The sequence below is a fragment of the Asanoa siamensis genome (assembly GCF_016862555.1).
In the GTDB taxonomy this organism is placed as follows: domain Bacteria; phylum Actinomycetota; class Actinomycetes; order Mycobacteriales; family Micromonosporaceae; genus Asanoa; species Asanoa siamensis.
Genome location: NZ_BONE01000105.1, coordinates 1 through 24,935, shown reverse-complemented (window position 1 = coordinate 24,935; position 24,935 = coordinate 1). Strand labels below are relative to the sequence as shown.

The 24,935-nt window shown below is 66.3% G+C and carries 19 protein-coding genes and 1 pseudogene; 11 read left to right on the top strand and 9 right to left on the bottom strand.

All coding sequences use genetic code 11. The features are described 5' to 3' along the window. Window positions 1-11 precede the first annotated feature (11 nt). Entirely contained in the window at window positions 12-2,693 is a 2,682-nt protein-coding gene (locus Asi02nite_RS36885) for an ATP-binding protein (RefSeq protein WP_203718691.1), read from the bottom strand. A 7-nt stretch (window positions 2,694-2,700) separates the two neighbouring features. Then, the gene (locus Asi02nite_RS36880; RefSeq protein ID WP_203718690.1) at window positions 2,701-3,879 is read right to left on the bottom strand and encodes an MDR family MFS transporter; all 1,179 of its coding nucleotides are present in this window, start codon (window positions 3,877-3,879) and stop codon (window positions 2,701-2,703) included. Window positions 3,880-4,715: 836 nt separating this feature from the next. Here Asi02nite_RS36880 and Asi02nite_RS36875 point away from each other — a divergent pair. From Asi02nite_RS36875 to Asi02nite_RS36865, 3 genes are read left to right on the top strand one after another with little or no spacing between them, the layout of a single operon-like run. Beyond that, on the top strand, window positions 4,716-5,321 hold the full coding sequence (locus tag Asi02nite_RS36875; protein ID WP_203718689.1) for a dihydrofolate reductase family protein: 606 nt from the start codon (window positions 4,716-4,718) through the stop codon (window positions 5,319-5,321). Further along, a complete protein-coding gene (locus Asi02nite_RS36870; protein WP_203718688.1) occupies window positions 5,318-6,238 on the top strand; it encodes an NAD-dependent epimerase/dehydratase family protein in 921 nt (306 codons plus the stop codon). Before Asi02nite_RS36875 ends, Asi02nite_RS36870 begins: the two co-directional genes overlap by 4 nt. A gap of 12 nt (window positions 6,239-6,250) precedes the next feature. Continuing rightward, the gene (locus Asi02nite_RS36865; RefSeq protein ID WP_203718687.1) at window positions 6,251-6,634 is read left to right on the top strand and encodes a TIGR03618 family F420-dependent PPOX class oxidoreductase; all 384 of its coding nucleotides are present in this window, start codon (window positions 6,251-6,253) and stop codon (window positions 6,632-6,634) included. An 83-nt stretch (window positions 6,635-6,717) separates the two neighbouring features. Here the strand turns inward: Asi02nite_RS36865 and Asi02nite_RS36860 are convergent, their stop codons facing one another. Beyond that, window positions 6,718-7,305, bottom strand: a complete 588-nt coding sequence (locus Asi02nite_RS36860; protein ID WP_203718686.1) for a TetR/AcrR family transcriptional regulator — start codon at window positions 7,303-7,305, stop codon at window positions 6,718-6,720. Between the two features lie 41 nt (window positions 7,306-7,346). On the opposite strand from Asi02nite_RS36860, the gene Asi02nite_RS36855 reads away from it, so the two are divergent. From Asi02nite_RS36855 to Asi02nite_RS36840, 4 genes are all read left to right on the top strand, one after another. Continuing rightward, on the top strand, window positions 7,347-7,916 hold the full coding sequence (locus tag Asi02nite_RS36855) for a GNAT family N-acetyltransferase (RefSeq protein WP_203718685.1): 570 nt from the start codon (window positions 7,347-7,349) through the stop codon (window positions 7,914-7,916). 75 nt (window positions 7,917-7,991) lie between these two features. Next, a complete protein-coding gene (locus Asi02nite_RS36850) occupies window positions 7,992-10,826 on the top strand; it encodes an AfsR/SARP family transcriptional regulator (RefSeq protein WP_239127546.1) in 2,835 nt (944 codons plus the stop codon). A gap of 296 nt (window positions 10,827-11,122) precedes the next feature. Beyond that, window positions 11,123-11,404, top strand: coding sequence for a sigma factor-like helix-turn-helix DNA-binding protein (locus tag Asi02nite_RS36845; protein WP_239127545.1), 282 nt, complete (start codon window positions 11,123-11,125; stop codon window positions 11,402-11,404). 273 nt (window positions 11,405-11,677) lie between these two features. Further along, window positions 11,678-12,133 (top strand): SRPBCC family protein, encoded by a 456-nt coding sequence (locus tag Asi02nite_RS36840; protein ID WP_203718683.1) that lies wholly within the window; start codon window positions 11,678-11,680, stop codon window positions 12,131-12,133. Between the two features lie 320 nt (window positions 12,134-12,453). Here the strand turns inward: Asi02nite_RS36840 and Asi02nite_RS36835 are convergent, their stop codons facing one another. Beyond that, entirely contained in the window at window positions 12,454-13,632 is a 1,179-nt protein-coding gene (locus tag Asi02nite_RS36835; RefSeq protein ID WP_203718682.1) for a nuclear transport factor 2 family protein, read from the bottom strand. A gap of 95 nt (window positions 13,633-13,727) precedes the next feature. On the opposite strand from Asi02nite_RS36835, the gene Asi02nite_RS36830 reads away from it, so the two are divergent. Then, entirely contained in the window at window positions 13,728-14,651 is a 924-nt protein-coding gene (locus Asi02nite_RS36830) for a LysR family transcriptional regulator (RefSeq protein WP_203718681.1), read from the top strand. Window positions 14,652-14,670: 19 nt separating this feature from the next. Here the strand turns inward: Asi02nite_RS36830 and Asi02nite_RS36825 are convergent, their stop codons facing one another. The 5 genes and pseudogenes from Asi02nite_RS36825 to Asi02nite_RS36805 form a co-directional block, all read right to left on the bottom strand. Then, window positions 14,671-15,903, bottom strand: a complete 1,233-nt coding sequence (locus Asi02nite_RS36825) for an MFS transporter (RefSeq protein ID WP_203718680.1) — start codon at window positions 15,901-15,903, stop codon at window positions 14,671-14,673. Then, complete coding sequence (locus Asi02nite_RS36820) at window positions 15,903-16,406, bottom strand: MarR family transcriptional regulator (RefSeq protein WP_203718679.1); 504 nt, start codon at window positions 16,404-16,406, stop codon at window positions 15,903-15,905. The genes Asi02nite_RS36825 and Asi02nite_RS36820 overlap by 1 nt, the downstream gene beginning before the upstream one ends. Window positions 16,407-16,649: 243 nt before the next feature. Continuing rightward, window positions 16,650-17,753 carry an alpha/beta hydrolase family protein gene (locus tag Asi02nite_RS36815; protein ID WP_203718678.1) on the bottom strand — a complete coding sequence of 368 codons (1,104 nt, stop codon included), beginning with the start codon at window positions 17,751-17,753 and terminating at the stop codon, window positions 16,650-16,652. 615 nt (window positions 17,754-18,368) lie between these two features. Then, window positions 18,369-19,283, bottom strand: a pseudogene (gene ccsB, locus Asi02nite_RS36810) (c-type cytochrome biogenesis protein CcsB). A 338-nt stretch (window positions 19,284-19,621) separates the two neighbouring features. Continuing rightward, window positions 19,622-20,872, bottom strand: a complete 1,251-nt coding sequence (locus tag Asi02nite_RS36805; protein WP_203718677.1) for an SGNH/GDSL hydrolase family protein — start codon at window positions 20,870-20,872, stop codon at window positions 19,622-19,624. Between the two features lie 165 nt (window positions 20,873-21,037). On the opposite strand from Asi02nite_RS36805, the gene Asi02nite_RS36800 reads away from it, so the two are divergent. From Asi02nite_RS36800 to Asi02nite_RS36790, 3 genes are all read left to right on the top strand, one after another. Continuing rightward, complete coding sequence (locus Asi02nite_RS36800; RefSeq protein ID WP_203718676.1) at window positions 21,038-21,625, top strand: PadR family transcriptional regulator; 588 nt, start codon at window positions 21,038-21,040, stop codon at window positions 21,623-21,625. Further along, window positions 21,622-22,344 carry an ABC transporter ATP-binding protein gene (locus Asi02nite_RS36795; RefSeq protein WP_203718675.1) on the top strand — a complete coding sequence of 241 codons (723 nt, stop codon included), beginning with the start codon at window positions 21,622-21,624 and terminating at the stop codon, window positions 22,342-22,344. The genes Asi02nite_RS36800 and Asi02nite_RS36795 overlap by 4 nt, the downstream gene beginning before the upstream one ends. Window positions 22,345-22,409: 65 nt before the next feature. After that, entirely contained in the window at window positions 22,410-24,797 is a 2,388-nt protein-coding gene (locus tag Asi02nite_RS36790; protein WP_239127544.1) for an FtsX-like permease family protein, read from the top strand. The last annotated feature ends 138 nt before the right edge of the window (window positions 24,798-24,935 follow it).

Genomic DNA, 24,935 nt, shown 5'->3' with positions numbered 1-24,935 from the left:
ACGACCACGATCTACCGTGCTGTGATGCCGGCGAGGATAAGTGTGCGGCTTGCCTGATACGGGCTGCCGAGGCGGTCAAGGGCTTCCGCCGTCGCGAGGAGAGCGGCGCGGTTGTCCTCCGCGAGCGCTACTGCTCGGGCAGTGATCGCGGCGGCAACGGGGTTGTGGGCTGAGTCGGTGGTGGCTCGGGCGATGGCGGCTGCCGCCGTAGGCACTTCGGCGAGGACGGAGGCCTCGGCCATAAGTGCTGATTGCCAGCCTCGCCACAGTCCGGTGTGGAACGTTTCGGCGGGCGGAGGGAGACTGGTGAGTCGGGCGTGCGCCTGGTCCGGCAAGTTCTGGTGGAGGAGATACAACGCGTCGAAGAAAGAGGTAAAGGTACCTTCGGCTCCGCGGCGGTGGTCGGCGGTGAGGTCTTGGGCGATGCGCTGCCAGGCGGCATATTCTTTGGCGTCGCCACGCATTCCGTAGATCGCGGCGGCGGCGTAGGCTCCGCGGCTGAGAGTGGCATGCACTGGCCGCCCGGCCCGCTGCCAGCCAGTCCGGAACTGGTCGGCGAGTTCGATGGCTTCATCCCAGTCACCGGTCAGTGCGTCGACGATGAGCAGCCGGGCCGAGGCCAGGTGTCCGTCTTCCTGGGCGAAGGGCAGTTGCAGCACCTGTTCGGCGTAGGAGCGGGCCGCCGCGAGGTCACCGTTAGCGAGAGCGGTGTCGGCCGCAGCCGACAGGGCATCGGCGTACTCGTATCCGATGGGGTCGACCGGGGCTGGGAGTGCGGTGAGCAGATCGACCCGACGGCGTGCCGTGATCATGGCGGCGGGAAGTGCGCGATGGGCTACCTGTGTTTCGGTAAGACGGTCGAGGGCGACGCTGAGGTCTGCCGGATCGCTGGAACGTTTCGCCAACTCCACCGCCTGCGCCGAGTTCTGAACGGAGGTGGGGTCGCTGTCCGGAAGCCGGTAGACCGAGGCGATGGCGATACGGGCCTGCGCCACTGGGTCGCTACCAGCCAAGTCGGTGGCGCGGTGCAGCCAGGATTCGACCACATCCGGATCCGGCGGCGTTGCGATAATCCCTGCGCCTCGGTAGACCAGCTCGACCGCTGTGGCCAGGTCCCGGGCCGCGTCCGCAGGTCGGCCACCAGCCACGGCCGCCTCAGCCGCGGCCTGGAGCAACCGCAGCGCGTCGTCGCCGAGGTGGCGACGATGTGCGACCTCGGCCGCGCGGTGCAGCGCGGCAGCGGCGATTTCGTCGCTCGGCGCGAGTCCGGCGGCTTGTTCGTAGCGGTGTTGCGACTCCTGCGGCCGGCCAAGTCGGAAGGTGACTGCACCAAGTCGGTCGGCCAGCACGTAAGCGTCCGCGTGGTGCGCGGTTCGTTGAGCGGCCCACGACAGAGCGGCGCGCAGGTCGTTGAGGCCAGCGTCGCCGTGAGCCAGATCAAGGCACCAACGCATGTGCCGGATGGCCGACTCGTCCGATTCTCCGCTCTCGGCCAACTGGCCCGCGCCGTACTGACGCACGGTCTCCAACGCTCTGTGCCTGCTGTCTGGTCCGTAGAGCGTGGGCGCGACCAGTGACTGGTCAGTTAGGCGGGCAAGGCAGCCGGCTACCGCGGCGGCGTCGACCGGAGGCCAGGCGGCCACTTCGCGGGCTGCGGCGATCGTGAACGGGTCGGGAAAGACGCTGATACGTCGCAGCAACGCCTGGTCGACGGGATCTAGCAGTTGGTAGCTCCAATCCAGGGTTGCTCGCATCGAATGGTGTCGCACGTCGTTCCGGCGTCGGCTCGTTAGCAGGCCGAGGCTGTCTGACAGGCTGGCCTGGAGGCCGTTGAGTCCAAGCGAGGGCACTCGCGCAGCGGCCAACTCAATTGCCAGCGCGATCCCGTCGAGCTCGGCGCAGATCTGTTCGACCCGCGTGCGGTCGAGGACGTCCGGCGCCCCAGCCGCCGCCGCCCGTTCGCCGAACAGCGTGGCTGCGTCCCCGCCTGCCAGCGACAAGCCGGGTACGACGAATACCTTTTCGAAAGGCAGGAGCAGCCTGCTGCGGCTGGTGGCCAGGACGGCGAGCTGGTCGCCGCCGGCAAGGAGTCGCTCGACCAGCTCGGCCACGGAGTCGACCAGATGTTCGCAGTTGTCCAGGACGAGCAGAGTGTGCCGCGTGGAGAACCAGGTGATCAAGGCGTCCTCTGCGGAACGGGTCCGCTGCGGGACGCCGAGCGTTTCGGCGACCGCCAACGCAAGCATGTCACCGCTGGCAACGGGAACCAGATCGACATAGCACGCACCATCCGGGAAAGCAGGCGCGAGGTCAGCGGCGACGGCGACGGCCAGCCGGGTTTTGCCAACTCCGCCGGGTCCGACCGCAGTTACCAAGCGATGGCCGCGTACCACTGCCGCGAGTTCGGCGCGTTCGGCCGCCCGGCCGATGAACCCAGTCAACGGCTGCGGGAGGCGGCCACCAAAAGGAGCAGGCGAGGTTGGCGTCAGGACGTTGACCGCGACTCGCCCCAACACTCGTCGATTCTCCACTGCCAGCTTGCGCAACAGCGAGGCCACGTGAGTCTCGACCGTGCGCACCGAGATGAACAGCTGTTCGGCGATCTCGGCGTTGGTGAGGTGATCCCGCACGCCAGCGAGCACCTCAGCTTCGCGCGCCGAGATCGCCGGCAGCGGCGTGTTCCGGGTTTGCATGTAGCTATTAAACCGGCCTCGGTTCTCCAACTGACTCAGTCAGTTGGGCGGCCGCCCGAGCTCGGAGTCCGGGGGACATCGCGACGTAAACGGCAGAAAGGATGACACCGAGGAGTGCACAGCCGAGTAGTAGCCCTGGTCGACCGAGGCGGTCCAGCGCCATGGTGCCGAGGATCGGGCCCAGCGCGGCACCCGCCGCCCAGGCGAATCCGGACATGCCCATGTAGCCGCCGCGCAGGTCGGGAGGAGCCAGCGTGGCGAAGACGGGGCCAAGGGCCGTCGCAGCACCTATCTCTCCGATTGTCCAGATGACGACCGACACCGCGTACTGAGGCCACTGATGGGCGGACGCGCCGACGGCGAAGCCGGATCCGACCATGAACATCGAACTGGCGAGGACCATCGCGTGGTCGCGGTGCCCGAGCAACCGGCCCGCGATGGGCTGTAGTACGACAATGAGGGCCCCGTTGCCTGCGATCAGCAGTCCGTACGTCCGCGTCGGCAGCCCGTCAGCCGTCATCATCAATGGAAGCGTAGAAAACGCCTGAAAATAGACCACTCCGTACAACAGGTGAGCGCCGGTCGACGCGAGCAGCAGACGGTCTCGAATCGCGGTCGGAAGGAGCCGGCGAACGCCAGAAGGCTTTGGCGCGCGGTCGTAGGGCACGAACCAGATGATGATCAGTGCGGCGGTGGTCGACGTGAGCGCGTTGACCCAGAACAGAACTCCGAAGCCCGCAGCGGACAGGAAGCCGCCCAGCGCGGCCGATAGTGAAAAACCGACGTTGGCACCCCACACGAGGAGTCCGTATGCCCGGCCACGGTGGTGCGGCGGGACCACGTCCGCGACCGCAGCGTACAACGCTGGCCGGAACAGCTCCCCTGTCAAGCCCACCATGAACGCGGTCGTCGCGATCACCGGCACAGCTTCCCCGTGCGCGAGGGCAATCAGCGCCATGGCGTTGCCGACGAATCCAGCGACCATGGTCGGTCGACGTCCTAGCCGGTCAGCTAGCCAGCCACCGACGATCTGAGAAGCCACCATCCCCGATCCGGCCGCAGCGAGGACCGTCGCCGCGGTGCCGGCCGCCAACCCGCGGCTGTCGGTGAGGTAGAGGACCAGAAATGGCATGACGAAGCCGCCGAGCCGGCTGACGACATGGCTGGCCAACAGTGCCCAAAACATCCGCGGCATCTTTGTCCGCGGAGACGCGGCGACGGACATCGTCTGCTCTCCCACTCTCAGCGGGCGGATCTTCCGCCCAGCACAGCGTGGGTCCTTCGGCGGAAGCCGACATCCGGAGTCAGCACCGGACACCGACACCGAGCCGCAGTCAGTACTGGACACGGATGCGCGGACCCGCGTCGTCGTCGGCACGGCGGCCGCTGCCACATTCAGTGATCCGCACGTATGTGACTGTGTGGTGCTCCAGCGGGCGATCATTGCTCTCAGCGTGCGCTTTCGGCCCGCCGGTACGCGAACGAGACGAAAGCTGCCATCTAGCGCGGGGCATCAGCCCGCCGCAGCATGGGTTTGCGCGAGTGAAAGCGTGCCGAAAGGACCGTGTGCTTGTATCGGAGCCAAAATATCGATCCCGACTCCAGGCCTGGCGGGGACGGAACCGCCCTCGGCGCAGCGGTGCGTTGGCCGTCGCGAGTTGTGGGCTCCGGGTCGCTTCGTTGTCCGCTACTGAGCAGCGAATCCGTAGTTGCTACGGATTCGCTGTGGGACTAGATGCGAGATAGTCGAGCAGTCACCAAACCTGGATCTCGCTCACGTAAAGAGGAACTCGTGATGACCGAGTATTGCGCCATGATCATCGCGGTCGACGCGACACGGCGGCATGTGCTGTCCGCGCGGCCCGCCGCGTCGGCGGTTCGGACAGGTCAGGGTATGAAATTCGGCGCTGGTGCTCGCCGCCGCACTGCGACAGTCATACGCCAGTTCGCCGATCTCCTCTAGCGTCCCAGTTCTCAAGCAACTCTTGGAAAGTAAATCTCTGGAACGGAGTAAGGAAAGACATGAGTAAGGTAATCTGCGGGCACGCCGTCTCGGTCGACGGCTACATCAGCGGCCGCACTCCCAAGGGTCAGGCGGAGTTCGGACGTGGCCTAGGCGACGCGCCCATGCTGTTCGACTGGTACAGCGACGGTGACGTCGAAAGCAAAGTGTTCGATGGGTTCACGTTGAGCGGCCCTAGCGCCCGGTTCTTCGATACCATCGCCGCCCGGGTGGCAGCCATGGTGGTCGGCCACACCACCTACGAGCACTCGAGCCATTTCAGCGGCGGTAGCCCGCACCCGACCGCCCCTCTGTTTCTGGTCAGCCGGCGGCCGGTGCCTGAGGTCAGCCACAAGCAGACGCTGGTCACCACCGGCGTCGCGGACGCGATTGCCGCTGCTCGTAAGGTCGCTGGCGACAAGGACGTCGGTCTCATGGGTGGCGTTCTGGTCACCGAGGCGCTCAAAGCCGGGCTGGTGGACGAGCTCATCCTGCACCAGGTGCCCATCCTGCTCGGCGGCGGTCGCAGGTTCTTTCAAGAACTCCCGAAGAACGTCCAGCTGCGTCAGCTGGACGTCATTGCGGCGCCGGGCGTCACCCACCTGCACTACGAGGTGGTCCGATGATCCTGGTCACGGGCGGCCTGGGCATGATCGGCGCACACACCGCCCGAGCGCTCGTTGACCTCGGACGTGAGGTCGTCGTTACGGCCTTCGGGCGAGTCGACGTACCCTCGTTCCTCGCTGGGGCGGTCAATGTCGAACGCCTGGACGTCACCGACCGAAAAGCGTTCCTGGCGCTTGGCGACCGCTACGACATCAGCGACATCGTCCACCTCGCTGGCAGTGTCCCAGGGGTCAACCCGGTCGACTTCTTCCGCATGGATAGCAGCGGCCTTCTCAACGCATTGGAAGCCGCCCGCGCCTGGGACGTGCGTAGGTTCGCAGTCGCCAGCAGCCTCGGCGTCTACATCGGCCGGAGCGAACTCCCTTGGCACGAGGATCTCGACCTACCCGCCGTCGAGCTACCCCATCAGATCATCGCGTTCAAGAAGGCCGTCGAACCGATTGCCATCCATAGCCTGCAAGGATCGAGGGTTCAACCGGTCATCCTGCGGATCGGCAGCACCTGGGGACCGCTCATGGACCCGGAATCGCCGTTCAATTACGTTCCGCCCTACATCAGCGCCGTACTCCGCGGTGAACAACCGCAGCGTCTCTACGCCGATGACGGTGGGGACTGGTGCTACGCCCCGGACGCGGGACGCGCGATCAGTTCGCTGATGACGGCTGAGACCCTGCATCACGACACGTACAACGTCTCCAGCGGGCGACCCTTTACCAACCGCGAACTCGCGGACGCTGTCATGGCGATCATCCCGGGCCGGTCACTCGACGTCGTGCCCGGGCAAGGGGGAGGCCCGGGCCCCAATCCCTATATGGACATCACCCGGCTTACAAATGAAACCGGCTTCACACCGGATTTCGACATCGCCACTGCGGTTGCACATTATCTCGCTTGGCGCTTTAACAATCCCCGCTGATGGAGGAAGCACATGCTCGACCCGGATGTGCGGCGCGCGCTCGACGGCGCTTCGATTGCCCATGTGGCCACTTTGCTCCCCGACGGCTCGCCGCACGTAACGCCCGTTTACGTCGGCACCCACGACGACTGGGTCGTGTTCTTCACCGGGCCCGGGATGCTCAAGGCCCGCAACTTGCAACGCGACCCACGGGTTGCGCTTTCCATCGCGCCCAACGACAACCCGTTTTCACCGGTCATCGTCCGTGGAAGGGTCGTGGACTGGCTGAAGGGTGAGACGGCATGGGCGATCATCGATCGGCTTGCGGAAAAATACACCGGTGAGCCCTACCCGCGGGGAAAGGAACGCGTCGTGGCCCTGATCGAAGCCGAGCGCCAAAGCGTCGGAGTCGGTTAACCAGTATCGACCTGAGGAAGGCGCGCTCTGCCAAAGAGCGCGCCGTGTCCTCCTGCGTCACGCTCGTGCTACGTCGGGACGAACTAGCCGAGCATGTCCAGCAGCAGGTCGATCTCACCATGGAGGACCTTCGGCGGCAGACGATCTGGATCGAGGACAGCCTGAACAGCCAAGCCATGGGTGGCCGCGCAGATCAGGTCCAAGAGGAGTCGCTCGGGCGCGGGCCTAATTTTGCCCTCTGCCATAGCCTGGCTCACCAGAGGTCGCAGGCGCTCTCGCCAGGCGTCGTAACGAGCGGCCTCGCCCCGGGAACGGTTCGGGTCGGCCAGAGCCACGCCCCAGTAACTGATCCAGATGCGGTTCAGCCGAACGCTTTCGTCGTCTAGAGGCAGCACGCTTAGGAGGCGCGCTCGAAGTTTCGTGAGCGCGTCGGATCCTTCGGGAGCTTGGGCGACCGCTCTGGAGTCTGTGTGTACGTGCAGCAGTTCAAGGGCGAACTCGACTAGTTCGTCCTTGCTTGCGAAGTAATGGGTGATGAGGCCGGTTGTGCCCCCCATCTGAGCCGCTAACTTGCGCAGAGTCAGGCCGGCGAAGCCGTCGCGGTGAAGGATCGACCACACCCCTTCGGCCAGCTCGACCCGTCGGGTGTCGTGGTCAACAGGTGCGGGCATGGCCTCTACCGTACATGACACCTGTTATGTACGGTGAGGTGATGCTGCTCCTTGACCTTGGCGCCGGTGCCAGTCTCCGCGCGCTTGAACCTTGGCACGCGCCGGTCTTCGCTACCTTTGCCGAGGAGAATCGCGCGGACTTCCTCGAGTTCCTGCCCTGGGCGGACTTTGTGCGAGACGAGGCGACCGCACGCGAGTTCCTGACAATCTACGCACGACGCGCCGCGGACGACTCTGGCCGTATCTATGGCTTGTGGCAGGGCGGCGCGCTGGTGGGCGGGACCTTGTTTCGGGTCTTCGACACCGCATTGTCCACGGCCGAAATTGGCGTCTGGTTGATGCGGTCGGCCCGCGGCCAGGGCCTGGTAAGCAGAGCCGCCAGGCAAATGATCGATTGGGCCTGCGATGAGCGCGGCATTCGTCGAGTCGAATGGCGCTGTGCCCCGCACAACGCCAACAGTATCGCAGTCGCCAAGCGGCTCGGGTTCAGACTCGAGGGGACTTTGCGTGAAGCATTCGTCTGCTGCGGCCAGCGCCAGGACGTTCAGGTATGGTCGCAGCTAGCCCAGGAACGAGGCCGCGTGGAGGCTCGAACAGGGCATGATGCGTAGCGCGACGGTCGCATTGCACTAAGCGTATGCAGCGTTACGGGCGGGCTGCCGTGCCGTTGCTGGGAATGGGGCTACATGGCATGCGTCCGGGTGGGGCTCTTAGGGCCTTTTGAACTACGGGTCGATGACCGGCTGGTGCAAGTTGGATCGCCGAAGCACCGCATATTATTGGCGTCATTGTTGCTTGAATCCGGCCGAACGGTCGGGACAGGCGAGTTGATCGAGGCCATCTGGGGCGCCGCACCGCCATTTAACCAACGTTCGGCGCTTCACGTGTACGTGGCACGCACGCGAGCTTTGCTCGAGAAGGAAGTCGGGTCGTTCCCGATCGGCACGGCACCCAATGGGTACCGCATTGAGGCCGAATACGCGACGGTCGACGTGCGGACTTTCCAGGAATGGCTGAGGCGGGCCCGGCAGCTGGCGGGCGCCTCGGACGATGTGGGTGAGGCGAACGCGCTCGCCGAGGCGCTCAAGCTGTGGCGGGGCGAAGCCCTGGCGGATGTACCTTCCGATGCACTCCGCACGCAGTACGGCTACAAGCTCGCTGAGGACCGGCTGTGGGCGACGGAACGACATATCGATCTTCAGCTTAAGGCCGGCCGATACGTCGATGTCGTCAGCGAGCTGTCGCTACTAGCCGCCAGGAACCCGCTACGCGAGAAGCTATGGCTGCAGCTAATGACGGCACAGGATCGGTGTGGTCGCCGTGCGGAGGCGTTAATGACCTACAACACCGTCCGTCAACGGCTCGCTGACGAGGCCGGTATCCAACCCAGCGATGACCTTCGGCAGCTTCACCTACGAATTCTGCGAGGAGGCACGACCCCGTCCGAGGTTGGCCCCGGTGCACCACCAGTGCCGCGTCAGCTGCCCACCGAGATGATCGGCTTCGCGGGACGTGGGAGGCACTTGAGGCAGCTTGACGTGGCCCTTGAGGAACACGAGCGTGGGTTGACCAACCGCTCGACAATTCTCATCCTCAACGGGATGGCGGGTGTTGGGAAGACGGTGCTGGCGGCTCACTGGGCGCGAGCCGTCGCGGACCGCTTTCCCGACGGCCAGGTGTGGCTCAACTTGCGCGGCTATGACTGCCGTGCGTCCGTCACGTCCCACCAAGCGCTGACCTTCGTGCTGCGATCGCTGGGGGTCCCCGGAGCGAAAATTCCACCAGACCCTGATGGCCAGGCAGCGCTGTACCGGTCGCTTACCGACGGTCGTCGCCTTCTGATCGTCCTGGACAACGCCGACTCCTCTGAACAGGTCCGCTCTCTGCTGCCGGGAGGCGCGGGTCATTTCATTCTGGTGACGGGGCGGGATGACCTTCTCGGGCTGGTCGTGGAAGACGGTGCGACCAGGGTAGTTCTCGGTGTGTTCACCAGCGACGAGGCGCAACAGATGTTCCGGTCACGAGTCGGCGATCGCAAGACTGCGCTGGAACTGGAAATAATGGACCGCATCATCGAGCGGTGCGGGCGGCTTCCACTCGCACTGGCAATCGCGGCGGCCCGTGCCGCTGCCCGGCCGGCCTTTCCCCTCAGCGTCCTCGAGCGGCAGCTCGCAGAGACTCAGAGCGGCCTTGACGCTTTCAGCAGCCCCGACATCGCCACCGACGTTCGGGCAGTGTTCTCCTGGTCGTACCTGAAGCTGACGCCGCCAGCCGCTCGGGTCTTCCGTCTGCTGTGCCTGCATCCCGCCACCGACATATCGACAGGAGCCGCGGCCGCCGTGGCCGGGCTCACATTGCGCCAGGTGCGGCCACTGTTGGACATGCTGGCGGCCGCTCACATGATCGTGGAGCAACGCCCGGACCGATTCGTGCTCCATGACCTTCTACACGTATATGGTCAGGAGCTGGCATCGGCAGTCGAATCCCGCGAGGAGCGGGCCGCCGCACAACGCCGGCTTCTCGAGTGGATGACCTGCAGTGCACTCTCGGCTCGGCCTCTGCTTCAACCGAGCGAGTCCAGAGTCATGCCACCGGCGTTGAGCGCCGGTGTGGAACCTGTGATCTTCGCCGGCGAACGAGACGCCCGGGAATGGTTCGAAGTGGAGCGCCGCGCACTCGTCGCCGGCGTTCATCTCGCTCAAGCAGCGGGCTTCGATGACCTTTGCTGGCGGCTGTCGTACGGGCTGTGGGTCCACCTTCACCTCACCGGTGCTTGGGACGACGTAATCACCACGCATCGGGCCGGGCTTGGTGCGGCAGAGCGGCTGGACGACCAGGTCGGTCGCATCTATATGCACAGTGGACTTGGCGCCATCTACCGTGTCACAGGGCAGAGTCACCTGGCTGTGCAGACACATCAAGCGGCGCTCTCCATCGCGCGAGCGACGGCCGACGAACTGGGTATTGCCATGGCTCTGAATAATCTCAGCGCAGCCCATCGGGACGCTGGCGACCTGGAACAGGCCTTGAGCGGTTTCCGTGAGTCGTCCCGGCTGCAGGAAGGAAGCGGGCGGCTCGGCAATCTGGCGATCACCCAATACCAGATCGGCCTGACCCTGACGGCGGCCGGACGGGTCGTCGAGGCGATTCCCGTGCTGGTCCAGGCCCGGCGGGCGTTTCAGAGCCTGGGCCACCGGCGCGGCGACGCGCGTGCGGCGCAGGCGCTTGCGGCGGCTTACCAGCGACTCGAGCAGTTTCGCGAGTCGGCCAAACATCATTGGTTTGCCGCGACGGCGTACCGCGACCTGGGTGACCGCTGGTTCGAGGCCGCGGCGCTCACGCAACTCGGCCATGTCTATCTTCACAGCGGCCGCGATGGTCAGAGTCGTGACGCCTGGCGGCGCGCAGCCGCCATCTACGAGGATCTCAATTCACCGGAAGCGCACGTGATACGCGCCCATCTGGAGCACCTCCAAGCGGATGCCGGCGCTGAATGTAGAGCCGCGGCAGCGAGCTCTTGAGGAGCTACCCATCTCTCTGCGTCGTGCTTCGGCCGACGCATTCGCTCGGCGACAGACGCTTAACTGCATGCCAAACCTGTTGACGAGTCCTGATCGGTTGGGCGGGACCGCTCCGGCGAGGCGATGATCCGCCGGCTGTTGCAGGTCCTCGACCATGACCGGTTGAGCATGACGATCGGTTCCTGGCTTGCCGCGCGTGTGCCCTGGAATTGGGAGGCTGGATTGCGGAACGAACAGGAGTATGTCGAATACGTGCGGGCCCGTACGCCGTCGCTGCGAAGGCTGGCATACCGGCTGTGCGGACGTGGTCGACCGCTGACGATCTATTGCAGGATTGTCTGGTCGCGCTGTACCGGCACTGGCGCAAGGCGTCGGCAGCGGAGTCGGTCGACGCCTACGTGCGGTCAATGCTGGTCCACGCTTTCCTCGCCGAACGGACTCGCCAGCGCGCGGTGCTGGTTCTGCGCTATTGGGAGGACCTCGACGTCGAGCAGACCGCCGCCGCGTTGGGCTGCTCGGCGGGGACGGTCAAAAGCCAATGCTGGTTGCGGCGATGGCTGCTGGGTCGTCGACCTTAGCCGCATGCCGCGTCGGGTCTTTCTCGCGAGCCATACGCAGAGCAGGTCGTAGGCGTTAGTGCGTATTTTGGCCCAGATGCTGTCGAGCAGTTATGGAAAGTCGTCGGGTACAGCCGTTGAAGTCGGCGATGAGGCTACGCGCCTGCCGGATTTCGGCCAGTTTAGTGGCCGCGTGAGCGCAGCTGGCGAACAGCGGAGCGCCCGGCTCGACAGGCCGCCCGCTGGCGAAATGGATCCTCGCCGAGAACCAGGGCGAGAGAGTATTCTCTCACCATGGTCAAGGTACAGGTGCGCGAGATGATTGCGACATCTCCGGAGGAATTTCTCGGTCTTGTCATGGACATCGAGCGCTATGCACAATTCGATGACAAGATCCGGCCGATCCTGTGGTCCCGTCGCGACGGCAACCGCGTCGAGTTCGCTTGTCGGCCAAAGCTTGCTGGCCTCCGACATCCCCGGGTGGTGCAATTCCTCGAGCTGACGCCGAACCAACGGATCGACATCGGGTTGCTCCCTAAGCCACGTAACAAGCTCGCGCACCGGATAGCCCACTTCGAGGCGAGCTTCGAGTGTGTGCCGGTTGGCGACGGCGTTCGGGTGACCCGCACGCTGGAGTTCCGGTTCGTGCCAGCCGTGCGTTGGCTGATGGATCCACTGTTCCGCCGCCGCCTCGAGCGAGACGTGCGCGTCGAGATCGGGCTGGCCAAGCGCCATCTGGAAGGGACATAAAGAGACACAGGCCGTCATCGACGAATGCTGTGGCGACCGTGTTCCCCCGTCTGGTCGCTGATGCACTCGGCCGCGTGACGAGCATGGGGTCCGCGCCGCGCCCGTCCCGGTGAACGCAGCCGAGCTCTGCTCACCGCGACGTCATCCAGGCCTTAGCGCTCGACGCAGAGCAACGACGCGCACCTCGTCGCCTAATGCGCCGGTTCGGGAAGCGTCACGGCAGATTCCGTGCGGAATAGTCGGCCCGCGCAGCGCATCAATATTCCGGGCGAACAGGTCAGCGAAGAGGACACTTCCTACCCGCCTCAGCCCGAACCATCTCAAGCTGGCGCCGCAGCAGGCGGAGACGAGCGATGATAGGCCTTGTTCGCGATGAGCCACCGACCGCCGACCTGGATGAGCAAAAAGATGTCTATGAAGGTGTCTACGCCGTGCCGGAGTGTCATGGTTGCGGTCGCGACACTTCCGTAGACGTCAACGGAGTCTATCCGGCGAAAGCGGATCGCTTCGTTCTCAGCTGGAAGCCCGTTGAAGAGTGCGCAGTATTCGTTGAGGCTCCACGATGTGAATAAGCAGTCCCGGATTCCCTCGATGTGGGCGCTGGGAAGAAAAGCATCGCGGAAATGGTCGGCGTCTCCGCTGGCGTGGCCGCGGATATAGGCGCGCAACGGTCTGAGCACAGCGCCGTCGACCGCGGGGACCGTAGCGGCAGCGGCGATGTCAGCGTCAGGACCGGCAGGTGTGGCGGCCAACTCAGCCGCGCTGCGCAGGGGTGTGTCCGACTCGGCGGTCAACAGCGCCATGTCTTTGGCCAGCGCGCCGATTGTGAACTCGGCCTCGACGTCGGCCGGCTGGCTGGCGAGGAAGGGACGCTTGCGCGCGACCAGTCCGCCAAGCTGCCCGAGCTCGAGGACGTCGAGCACCTGGGAGCGAGGCAGACCCAACGCGTCTGCTTGCCGCAAGGAGTCGCCCAGCGTGAGGACGGCGCCGGCGAGACTGGAGTTGGCGATCAGCTTGAGCGCTGCGGCGGTGTAAGGGTCGTTGATGCGCCGCACGTGGCCGAGCGCATCGAGGGTCGGACGCACCAGGTTGAATGCGTCCATGTTGGCAGCGGCGAGTATCTGCAAGGCACCGGTGGCTGCGGCAGACACGGACCCGAGCACGGGGGCGTGTACGTAACACGGGCCGAGTTGGTGCGCCAGCTTTGATGCCTCGGTGGGGGAGATAGTACTGAGGTTGACCATGACCGCGTTCGCTCGCAGCGAGCCGCAGACCCGATCAACGACGTGCCGGCAGGCTTCCCCGTCGAACAACGCCAGGAAAATGACGTCAGCCTTCGCCACGGCGTCTATGGGGTCGGGCGCCATCGCGATGCCTCCAACCGAGCGCCCGGAGCGTGTCCAACCGACCACGTGGCGATCCTGCTTGGCGAGCCTTGTCGCGATCGCGGTACCCATGCGGCCCAAGCCGAGAACGGCGATCGTGGGCGATTTAGACATGCATACCAGGGTGAGACCCCAGGAAGGCTGCGACAAGTGCAAAGCTCGCAGGGCAGCCTTGCAGTCCACGCATATCTCAGCGTCATACTCGTGCGATGGAGCTGACCATGTGCCGGATATTCGTGACGGTTTGCCGCGCTGGCTCGATGTCGGCGGCGGCCGTCGAGCTCCACCACACGCAGTCCGCAGTCTCTCGGCAGATCGCCGCATTGGAGCGCGAGCTCGGTGTTTCGCTGCTGCAAAGACATGCCCGCGGCGTCCGTCCGACGCTCGCGGGCGAGGTGTTCCGTCGCCATGCCCTGGCCGCGCTGACTGAGCTCGACCGCGGCGTTCGCGGGGCACAGGCCGTACGCGACGGTATGCTCAACCGCCCCCTCGCCATCGGCGCGACCCCGTCTCTGGCAGCCGGGATCGTGCCCACAGCGATTCGTCGCCTGACAGACACATCCGGTCCCCTCAAGTGGAGTCTGCTGCCCGGGCTGAGCGCGCGACTACACGACCTCGTAACAGCCGGCGAGCTGGACGTCGCTGTCGTAACTGATGCACCACCAGGAATCGCCGACGATCCGCGTCTGGAACGACGGTTTCTAGGGACCGATGAGATGGTCGTCATCCTGCCCGTCGACCACCCGCTGGCCCGAGTCAACCCCTTGCATATCCTGGCGCTCGCCGATCAGACATGGGTCGAGGACAACGACGGCTCGGCGACACTGCTGCGCCAGCACGCCGCCCGCGCCGGAGTCACGGCCCGCATCGATCTCACGGCAGCCGACCTACCTGGCAAAGTCGCCCTAGTCGCGACTGGTCATGCGATCGCGCTGATACCAGGGGCGCTTACCTGCGCGCTGCGGACCGATGTCGTCACAGCGAATCTTGTCGACCCGCCGACTCGCGGCATCTACACGATCACGCCACGTCGCGACCCTCACCCATGCGCTGCCCAGCTCCTCGATCAACTTTCGTTCACCTTCGGCGAGGTCCGTCCGGGCGCTCCTGCACCGCCTGCGACCGATGGTTAGCCGATACTCGAGGAAACAGTCATCGTGCCTTGCGTAGATCGCGGCTGACCAGGGCGATGACGCCGGCTGCTGCGCAGGTGGCTGCGCTGACGGCAAGAATGCCTGCGGCAGAGGAGAAATCAAGGGCCAGGGCGCCGAGTGCGGCGCCGACCGGGGTGGCCGTGGCAAGCAAGCTGCGTTGTAGGCCGAAGACCAGGCCGTGTCTCGCAGGATTGATCCAACGTTGCAGCGCGGTCGTCTCGACTGTTGTGTAAGGGCCCCATGCAAGGCCGCCGATGAGGAACAATGCGGCGCTTGTGACAATGTTGTCAGTGAAGGCCAGCGGTAGCATCACCAGCCCCCAAGCCATTGCTCCCAGGGCGTTGACGACTCCGGGGCGGTGCTTCGCAAGTAGTGGCGCGATAGGCAACGAAGCCAGCGCGCCGATGCCGAACAAGCCCCACAGAAGGCTGTAGGTTCCTTCACCTGCGGAGAGCTGAGCGCGAACGAACTCTGGGCTGGCGGTTTCGAACGGGCCGTAGGCGAGGTAGTAGGCGGTGGACAGTGCGATGACTGCCACGACGCGAGGCGGCCAATTAGTTCGGCCTCGTCGCCCTTCGTTGATCTCACCGCCAACGGCCTCGGGCGAGGCATCGGGCGGTACCTGCGGCAGCAGAAGGGCCAGCGAAACCGCGCACACCAGCATTCCCGCGGCCAGGAGGACGCTGCCGCCTACCCCGAGCATGGTGAACGAGGGACCGACAAGAGCGGTTCCGATGAGCAGGGGCATCTGGTCGCCCAACGCGACAGTAGCGTTGGCTCGGGTCAGTTGTCCCGCCGGCACCAGCCGCGGAACGAGCCAGCGGATAGCGGCGTACGTCGCTGGCGAAAGGGCACCGCATAGACCCCCGAGTACGAGCACAGCGCTGAACGGCACCGACGAAGAGCGGACCGAGCTTGCCAGGAGCAGGAGCAGCGCCGCGCGGGCGCTAACGTCGAACAGGACGACCGGGCGGGCCCCCCACTTGTCGACAGCTCGTCCCATGAGGGCACCAACCGCCAGCGTCGGTAGCCGAAGGACGAGAACGACAACGGCTGTCTGCACGGATGACCAGCCTTGCGGTTGCGCCAGCCAGAGCAGCAGGAACAAGAGGAAGGTGTCGGCCGAGTTGGCCAGGAGGGTAACGGCGGTGGCAATTCGGACCGGCGCGGGGAGGCCCCCGTGCCCAGGTCGTTCAATACGGCTGCCGGATATCGCTACCTGATCGGCCATCAGGTCTCATCTTCGACTGCGACACTGCCGTCCACCGGACAGTCGTCCCCGCATGCGGCCCAGGAGCAGCTGCGACAGGTCGCGTCTGCTTCCGCGCGGCGACGCGACGACACCAGCAACGCCGCCGCCATCGCGTCGACCACTGGCCCACGCAACGTGTACGGCATTCCTGCTAGCAGCTCCTCGACCACCGCGTCGCGGGCTTCGCGCCACTGAGTCAGCCTGGCGGCGCCCTCGCCGGTGAGGTGAAGCGGAACGCCCCGACCGGTTGAGTGACCGCGCCGAAGCAGGGAGCGGGCGGCGAGCCTGTCGACCAGACGGACGGTGCCTGATTGTGTGAGAGCCACTCGGACCCGTAACCATTCGAGCGAACACCCCTCGTGTTCGGCGATTAACGTAAGCGCCGCCAGTTCGCGCAGGTCGAGGTCGGCGGCTCGCACCGCGCCCTGTAACCGATCTTGCGCCGTCGTAACCCACGCGACGACAACGTTTCCGGTATGCATGAGTCATGCATACCGGAGCCCGTCGCAGGCCGCAAGAGATGCAGCTTGGGTTGGACCGCCTCCAGGGCCGCACGGCGATGGCTAATGGCGAAGCCACTTGCGCGGGTTGCTCGATCGCGAACAGTTCGCCGCTGGCGTTCCTTTCTGGCGACATACGAAGTCGATCTGCCGGTTGAGCACGTCTTACGAAGCCGGCAGGACGTCGAGGTCTGCGACCGCGCTCGGCGAGCGGCGCGGAGAGGATCAAGCAGGTCGCTCCCAGCTCAACACGATGGCCGCGAGGATGCCCGGTACGCGGAGAGCGGCCTGGACGGCACCCCGAACAGCCGTGTGGGTTTGACCTTCGCGGGCAGGGGCCGCCAGGTGCCGGCGGCAACGAGCGACCCCGTTCAGGCAACCGCGATCGTGCAGGCCGTCCTCGTCCTGACGACCGCCGAAACCGCTCGGTACCCAGGACGAGAATGGCTCACTACTGCCGAGACGGCCCCTGTCTGTGGTGCTGGTCAGGTGCCGAAACCAGTCGACGATGCCGGGTAGCGCGATGATCGGGCTGGTCATGTGGCCAACATCGCCTAGGTCCGTGACGGTCACCTTGGCGCCGCGGAGGCGTAGTTCAGTCGCGCATTTCCTGGTGTTGTCGACTGGTACTTCGCGGTCGGCGGAGGAGGCGTAAAGCCGGACTGGTACCCGTGGACGCCATTGGCAGGTGGCGCTGTTCTCATCCATCGCTCGGCGTAGAGCGTCGTCGGGCCGCAGCAGCCGGGCGCGGTACTCGGGTGTGACGAGTAGGTCCGGTGAAGCGGGCAGGGCGGGGATGATCTCGGGTTCGCTGTGTGCGCCGTCGAACAACGGCGGCAGCGTCCGGTCGTACGGTGCCCGGAAGACCTGCGACGGGGTGTCGAACAGGCCGTAGAGGCGGTCGCTGGACAGCGTCCAATAGGCGAGGTAGAAGGCTCCGATCATCGGGTCAACCCGGCCGTCGAACAAGGCCGGTATTTCCGTGCCCGAGAGGTCATACGGGCCGCTGATCGGCGCCAAGGCGCGCAGTCGCAAGGTTGGTTCCTGGCCCATGGCCTGTCCGAGAGCCATGGCGGCGTGGCCGCCCTGAGAGAAGCCGCTCACCATCACCTCGCCGGTCAGGCGTTGCCCTGACCGGGCGGCGAACCGGTGCGCTGCCCGGATCGCGTCCACCGAGGCGCTCGCCTCGGTCTCGGTGTGGACGTACGGGTGCCGGCCGGGGCCTGTCCCGAGGCCGAGGTAATCAGGCGCCACGGTGAGGTAGCCGGCCGTGGCGAACAGTAGCGCGGCCGGACGGTCGAGCCTGTCGGTGCCGGAGACCGACGCCACGTCGGCCCGCCCTGTTCGTGTTCCGTGCTCCCAGACGACTGTGTCGGCCGAACCGCGCCGACCGGCCGGGACAGCGACGAGCGCGCTAGCCGTCGTGGGTCGGTCGTGAGCGTCGATGGTGCGGTACTCGATGCGGTACGCCCGCACGCCGTACCTGGTACGGGCGCCGACAAATGGCACGTCGGATAGCATCGCCGCAACCTCGGCCCGACCGTAGCCGGCCACCGGTGTCACCGAGACCAGTTGTCCCCGGCCGGGCCCGCGTGCCGCAGCGGACGGGCCATCGGAGATGGCGGCCGACGAGCCAACGGCAACGGCAGCGGATGGAGCGGACAGGAGCGTGGCCGCGAGGCAACCGACCGCGACAAGGGATCTAGTTAGCATGGGCGAATCCTGTCGGCCGTACCCGACGCCGCCAACCCGACAGGCCCCCGTATCAACGGGGGGCCAGCCCTACCACGACGCCCGGCCCGCCGCTCAAGCTGACCGTGCGGATCACCATCGGCACGCGCATGGGTCGCCGATCCAGAGCGGCTACCTAGGCGGCAGCGCCGGCGCCGCAGGTGCGGTCGCAACCTTTTCGACGTGGGCCGAGGTGGCCCACACGTGGGACCGTCACAGGCCGGCGTACGAGTGGAGGCTTGGGAAGAGCATGTTCACCGCGAACAGGTTGATCATCATGCTTGCCCATCCCACGATCGCGATCATGGCCGCTCGTTGGCCTCGCCATCCTGCCGTGTTGTTGGCGTGGAGATAGGCGACGTAGAAGACCCAGCTGATGAACGCCCACGTCTCCTTCGGGTCCTAGCCCCAATAGCGGCCCCATGCCGCTTCGGCCCAGATTGCCCCGCAGATGATCGCGAACGTCCACAAGGGAAAGGCGATGGCGTGGAGTCGGAACGTGAGCCGGTTGAGTATCGCGGCTTCGGGCATGCCCGCGATGGCGAGGCCGGTGGGCCGGGCGGCAGCGGTGGCCGCGTCATGGCGGAGTCGCAGCACGTACAGGCTCGCGGTGACGAAGCCGACTAAGAACAAACCCGCCGAGAACGCTGCGGCGGCGACGTGGATTTTCAGCCATGGCGAGTCCAGGGCTGGCACCAGCGGTGCCACGCGTACGTGGACGCGACCGGCGCCACCGAGGAGCAGGGTCAGAGCGAGGACGCCGAACAGGCCCAGCGGGCGGATGGCGGGGCGACGGACGAGAGCGACGAGCCACACGGCCGCGCCGGCGAGCGTCGTGACGAGGATGAACTCGTACATGTTGGCCCACGGCACGCGCTCGGCGGCGGCGGCCCTTGTCCCGACAGCACCCGCGTGCACCACGAAGGCCACCGCCGTTACCGCGACCGCGGCCGTACCCGCGATTCGGGCGTTTGGGCCGGCATTTCGATCGACGTCGACGTCGACGTCGACGTCGACGTCGCTCGGCGGTCCCGTCGTTGCGAGGACGGCTTGGCGGCGTGGCGCGGCGAGCCCTACCTCGAGCGCGTGCAGGGTGGTCGCGGCGAGGTAGCCGACGACCGCGAGCATCATCAGCGAGTCGGAGGCTGAGGCGAGCGTGCCGAGGTCCATCACCGTCCTTTCCGAACGGATCGGGGGAACGGCAAGAAGATACTACGTAATGTAGTAGAAACCAAGCGCCGCCGCTGGCTTGTTGGGCGGGCGCTCAACTGACGTGGCAATGCAGGCGGACCCAGCAGTACGGGCAGGGACGCCGACTGATCAGCCAATGGTCAGAATAACTGCGAACACGCGGGGCGTTGAGGAGAATCGTCGGGTCCGGCGTCCGAGTGCAGGCCATCTGCCGGCCCTCTGGTGCCCAAAGCCCTGGCCTCGCCGCGGGGGCGGCGGGCCAGGGCGTGTGGCTATCAGCTTACGGTGACGCGGCCGTCCGACTGGCGTACGCAGGTCGCCGTGCGGTTGGCGGTCGTGGCGGCGCCGGCCAGGCACTGGCCGAGCACCTGGTGGCCCGTGGCGTTCGGGTGCCAGGACTCCTGGCACGTCTGGAAGTAGGTCGCGCAGGTGTTGGCGATCCGCTGGATGGCGATCTTGTCCTTGCCGGACAGGCTCGTCACCTGCGCGCCGCTCGGCCCGTCCTGCAGGCGGATCGGCGTGGCCAGCGCCCCGGTCGGGCTGGCGTCCGTCTCGCAGAGCCGCGCCCCGTCGAACGCGCGCTGCACGTTGAGATAGACGATGTCCTCGCCCGGGAACTCGGTCGCCAGGGTGGACTGTCCGGTGCGGACGATCGTGCCCAGGCCGGCCGAGAACCAGTGACCCGCCGCCAGGCTGGCGCGGTGGATCGGGCATCCGGCGGCATAGCGCTCGGCGCCCAGGTCGCGGAACTTGTCGCGGTCGTCGGCCCGGCCGTCCTCGGTCCAGAACCGCTGGGCCAGGTCGAACGGGAGCGGGTTCGTGTAGTCCTGCAGCACGATCCGGTGCTGGCCGTCCGCGTCGACCTGGCGCAGCGTCGTGACGATCTGCCGCACCGCGGCCACGGTCTCCGCCGTCGCGGCGGCCATCTGCGCGTCGGTGGCCAGGTCGCTGGTCGCGCAGGGCGCCTGCTCGACCGGCCCGTTGATGTAGGCCCAGAACTCCCACCAGCCGGTCCAGGCGTCGGCGATGAAGCGGTTGGCGCACTTCTCCGCCACGTTGCCGAAGGTGAACTGGCTGTTGTTCGAGCCCAGGCCGACGAGCACCACGTCGATGTCGTGCGTCTGCGCCACGGCCCGCAACTGGTCGAGTTGCGCCGCGACCGTACGGCCCTTGGCCCGGCTCGCCGACGCCGTGGCGATGTCGTAGGGCTGCCCGCCGGAGCAGGCCAGGTTGAACCGGGCGGCGATTCCCGGGAGGGCAGCCTGCTGGATCGACGCGTTCGCCGACCGGTGGCAGAAGAAGGCGTTGTTGTTGGGCGCCGACCAGCCGGGGAAGCCCTGGGAGACGCCGTTGAGGTCGGTGACCGCCTGGTAGGCGCCGGCCCCCTCGCCGCTGACGAAGCTGTCGCCGAGCGCCACGGCCGCGGTGGGCAGCGCGGCCTGCGCGGGTGGGCTGGCACCTATCACGGCGACGACGCCGGCCGCGAGCGCGGTGAGCGTGGCGGCCAGAAACGCGGGACGACGCATGCGACCTCCAGAGAAAACATGAAAGAAACTCTGAGATCGCGATCACATCACCATTACCTGACGTACGTCAATGTCTGTGATCGTCGGGTGTGGGGTAGCTGTCGTGAACGCTTAGCGCGCCCGCCGGCCTTACTGGGTAAGTAGTTACCTGGTAAGGTCGTGCCCATGCAGAAGAGCGCGGTTCGTTGGGGGCTGTTGGCGCTATTCGCCGATGGTCCGAAGTACGGCTATCAGCTGAAGAACGAGTTCGATGCTCACACCAGCGGGGGCTGGGCCTTGAATGTGGGACAGGTATACACGACGCTTGACCGGTTGGCTCGGGACGGCCTGGTGGAGTCGGTGGGCAGCAACGCCGATGGGCGCGAGGTCTTCGCGATCACCGGCCAGGGGCGGCAGGCGTTGGCGGATTGGTTCGTCAGTCCGGTGACTGAGACCGAGCGCCCGCGGAGTGAGCTCGCGATCAAGTTGGCGATGGCAGCGATCGCCCCCGGTGTGGATGTCGCGGCGGTGGTTCAGGCGCAGCGGACCGAGTCGATGCGGCAGATGCGTGACTACACCGACCTCCGCCGCCACGAGGTCCAAAGTCATGATGTGGCCTGGTTACTCCTCGTCGATCATCTGATCTTCACCTTGGAAAGTGAGATCCGCTGGCTCGACCACGTTGAGGCCACCGTGCTCCGTCGGGCACAACCTCATCGAGCACCGACGCCTGCGGCCTTCCGCCCCGATGATGTCGAGGTAGGTGGCTGGTGAGCGCGTTCGTGTTGCGCTTCGCCGGGGTCAGCCGGATTTATGGAGTTGGAGAGCAGGAAGTTCATGCACTCGACGACGTGAGTTTCGACGTGGCCGCGGGTGAGCTGGTTGCCGTCATGGGTCCTTCCGGGTCCGGGAAGTCCACCCTGTTGGCGTTGGCGGGTGGGCTGGACGCCCCGACGTCGGGGACGGTGTCCGTGGAAGGCGTCGGACTCGCCGGTCTGGACGCCGCCGCGCTGGCCCGGCTGCGCAGGGACCGAGTCGGATACGTCTTCCAGGACTACAACCTGGTGACTGACTTGACGGCGGCGGAGAACGTCGCGTTGCCGCGGGAGCTGGCCGGCGTTGGCGCGCGGGCGGCGCGGCGGGAGGCTGTCGCCGCGTTGGCCGAAGTGGGGCTGGCCGATCTGGCCGGCCGCTTTCCCGATCAGCTCTCGGGTGGCCAGCAGCAGCGGATCGCGATCGCCCGGGCGTTGGTGGGACAGCGACGACTCGTCCTGGCAGACGAGCCCACTGGCGCATTGGACTCGCACACGAGTCTGGCCGTGCTGGAGGTGCTGCGAGCCCGCATCGACGCCGGTGCGGCCGGGGTGCTCGTCACTCACGAGCCGCGTTACGCCGGGTGGGCAGACCGGACGATCTTCCTCCGCGACGGCAAGTTGGTTGACGCCACCGGGCCAAGGCAAACCCCAGAGCAACTGCTTGGGAGGATGGTGTGAGGAGTACGGCCGGCGCGTTCATCGGCCCGTGGCGCGCCGCGCTTCGGATCGCTCGACGTTCGACAATGCGCAACCGTGGACGCAGCGCACTGATCTTGACGATGTTGTTCGTGCCCGCTTACGCCGCCACGGTGCTGGCGGCGAGCTGGGCGAACCTGAGCAGCACCTCAGCCCAAGAGGTCACCTTCTCTATGGGGCAGGCCGACCTGATCATCGCTGACGGCACCCGGTCCTCAGCGATCTTGCCGTCGGGAAGCCGATCGGTGCTGCTCATCCAAGGTCGCACCGTCGTTGCCGCACCAGTCGGTCTCATCACCCACGAGTACGAAGCGACCGACATCGAGGACCCGCTCAACCGTGGCCGCTATGTCATGCGAACCGGCCGCGCTCCGCAAGGGGTGGCCGAGGTCGCGATGACCCGAACCCTGGCACGTGAGCTCGATGTCCGCCCGGGCGATCAGGTGGTTGCCGGCATGCCGCAACGGCGTCTGACTGTGGTAGGCCTCATAGACTGGAGCCGCTCCCTAAGCCAGGCTGGGCTCATTGTGCCGAGTGACGCCCCCTTGTCGGGCGCACGTCCCAGGCTTTTGGTTGGGCTACCGACGGGACAGCGCTGGTTACCGCCGGAGCCGGGTCCGGGTCGGAACGGCTTCGGTTATGTGGATCGACGTGAGGCGGGCCCTACTGCCGTCGAGAAGGCGGTGGAGGCTGCCGCGTTCTTGCTCGTCACGACCTTCGCCGGCGCGCAGGCGGTCTTGCTCGCCGGTGCGACCTTCGTAGTAGGCGCCCGCAGGCAACGGCGAGATCTCGCCATGGTCGCCGCGGTCGGAGCGACCGGACACCAGGTCAGACGTATCGTCCTTGCCGGAGGGCTGCTTCTAGGGGCAGCAGCGGCCATCGCTGGTGCCGGAGCCGGCCTGCTGACGTTCGCACTGGCCGGCCCACTGATCGAAACGATCGCCGACCACCCCTTGATCGATGTCACCATGCCCCTTCCCGCCGTAGCAGGGGTGGCGGTGCTGACCATCGCTGTCGGCGTAATCGCGGCCTCGATTCCCGCCCGCACCGTCGGCGGCGGACCGATCCGTGGTGACCTCGGAGGTCAGCGAACTCGCTCCCGCCTCGACCTTGCTTCCTTGCTAGCCGGCGTCGTCCTGCTAGGCGCCAGCACCGGCGTCCTGCTGATCACTGGCAACCCCGACGGCCGGATCGAGCTCCTCGCCCTGGGTGGCGTCGCGCAACTCCTCGGCGTAGTGGCCTGCGCCCCTGCCCTCATCCGGTTCGTCGGCGGGGTGGCGTCGAGGCTGCCCCTCTCCAGCCGTCTGGCACTACGCCACAGTGCACGGCACCGACTGCGCACCGCGGCGGCGATCGCCGTCGTGACGGCTGCTACCGCCGGCAGCGTCTCCTTGGCAATAGTCGGTGCAGCCCGCAGCGAGGCGCCGACGGAGCATCCGCGCATCCGCCTAGGCCAGATCTGGCTCGATGCGCAAACCCTGCAGCTACTCGGCCAAGACGGCCTTTACCGCTTCACCGCAGCCCTGCCTACACGGCGGCTCGTCACAATCCAGACGACCACCGACACAAGCCTGCCGCTGACGGGCCCCCCACCCGATGGCGCGGCCGATCCCACGCTGATCGCCGCTCTCGAACAACGCACGATCGCTGTCGGCGGGGCCGACGTCATCCAGCTCGTCACCGGCAGGACCCCCAGCGCGCAAGAACTACAAACGCTGGTCGACGGCGGTGCGGTCATTTTCAACGACACGCTTGCCTCCGGCACGCGCATCACACTGACGAAAGATGGAAAGCCGTTGCCGGCGGTCCGAACGCTTGTTGCTGCCCGCGGCGTGTACTACCCGCAGCTGCCCGGCCTGGTCATCTCAGAAGCAACGGCGAAGCGTCTCAACCTGACCGTTGCCACCCAAGCGGCAGTCATCGACCCCTATCGCCTCCCCCGCCCAGAGGAGTTGACCGCGGCCAACGACCTCCTGCTCCACGCTCAACTCAACGCCCGCCAACCACTCGAGCAGCCGATCACCGCCGCGGCGACCCTGGCCTTCGCAGCCAAGCAACAAAGCACCACCATGTTTTACCTGCTCGCCGTGGTCAGCGCCATTGTCACTCTCGTCGCCAGCACCGTCGCTGTCGGCCTGGCGTCCGTCGAACTACGCCCCGACCTGGCCACCATGTCCGCAGTAGGCGCCACACCTCAAACCCGCCGACGCATCACCGCCAACCAAAGCGCACTCATCGCTGGACTCGGTGCACTCCTCGGCCTAGTCGCCGGCATCGGACCCGCAGCCGCCTATATCAGCTATAGCACCAACGCACACTGGCACACGCCTTGGCTCGTACTCCTCGTCATCGTCGCCACACCACCCGCGCTCACCACAGTCCTCACCGGACTACTCACCCAGGGCAAGCCATTACTCATCCGCCGAACAAACTGAGAACGAACCGGTCAAATGGCGACTCGCGCGTCTCCGCCGAGTCGCCCTGCCCGCCACCGCGGTGGGTTCCCGCGGGCCCGCGGTCGCCATCGACATCAGCGTTCCCAGAATCGACCTGACGAACTCGCGCTGGCGTCC